Raw genomic sequence first — 1,071 nt, forward strand, 5'->3', positions numbered from 1 at the left:
ACCTTGCGGCCTTCCGCCGCCAACGCCGCCAATGGCAAGAGAGAACCGCCAACGCTGCCCGAAGGCGCCATGGCGATGCGATGGCTCTGCATCGCCGCCAGATCGGGCAGCTTGCCGTCCCGCGTCAGCAGAACAGAGCGGATGCCGATCGCGCCGTCGGAATCGACCGGAGCCACAAGCGGCTCGATACATAAGCAGCGCTGCGAGGCCGTCGCATAGGCGGTTGCCGAATAGATCGCGTATTCGATGCGGGCATTGGCCTGCGCCTCGATCAGCGCGGCATAATCACGGGCAACGACAAACTCGACCTTCATGCCCAAGGCCTTTGTATAGGCGTCGGTCAACACAGCCAGCCCCGGAACGGTGTTGCCGGCGCCTGGCTCTGCAACGATGCCGATGCGAAACGTGCCGATATCATCGCGCCAATCGGCATGTGCCGGACCGGACCAGAGCGCACCCTGCATCAACATGAGGGCAGCAGACGCCTTCAGCGCAATGCTCATGACAAAACCGCCGTCTGTTTTCCTAGACCCATGCCTGTCGCATCGTTGCGACATGCATTCCTTGTTTGTGCATGTCGTTGTTTGTGCATGTCGTTGCCCAAAACCGCCGTGCACCTTGGGCGACATCACTGGACTATCGCGCCAAGCCGTTGCCGTTTGGTTTCCGAATTGCCAATGAAGTCGCGGAACCCTATGTCTGGTCGTTCAAACTGGCAACAACTCGATGGCGCGCGCTTTCCTCTTCGTTCTGGACTCCTTCGGCATCGGCGGCGCGGCCGACGCCGACCGCTACGGTGACGACGGCGCCAACACATTCGCGCACATAGCAGAAGCTTGTGCCGAAGGACGCTCGGATCGCGAAGGGCTTCGCAGTGGACCGCTGTTTGTCCCCCACATGGCCTCGCTCGGGCTTGGCAAGGCTGCCGAAACCGCGACGGGACTGGGCTTTTCCAGCAGTGGGACGGATCTGCTCGCGGCTGCCTTCCACGGCGCCGCGCAGGAGGTTTCAAGCGGCAAGGACACCCCATCGGGCCATTGGGAAATCGCCGGCCTGCCGGTGCGCTTCGAC

At 62.4% G+C, this 1,071-nt stretch carries 1 protein-coding gene and 1 pseudogene; one reads left to right on the forward strand and one right to left on the reverse strand.

All coding sequences use genetic code 11. From position 1 onward, the window contains the following. Positions 1-503, reverse strand: a 503-nt coding sequence (locus EN935_RS37400) for a PhnD/SsuA/transferrin family substrate-binding protein (RefSeq protein ID WP_164771769.1), incomplete at its 3' end; no start/stop codon positions are given. A gap of 223 nt (positions 504-726) precedes the next feature. Here EN935_RS37400 and EN935_RS37405 point away from each other — a divergent pair. Next, a pseudogene (locus tag EN935_RS37405) lies at positions 727-1,071 on the forward strand (phosphopentomutase); the annotation flags it as partial.

Origin of the sequence: Mesorhizobium sp. M7D.F.Ca.US.004.03.1.1 (genome assembly GCF_003998635.1) — a bacterium.
Classification (GTDB): Bacteria; Pseudomonadota; Alphaproteobacteria; order Rhizobiales; family Rhizobiaceae; genus Mesorhizobium; species Mesorhizobium loti.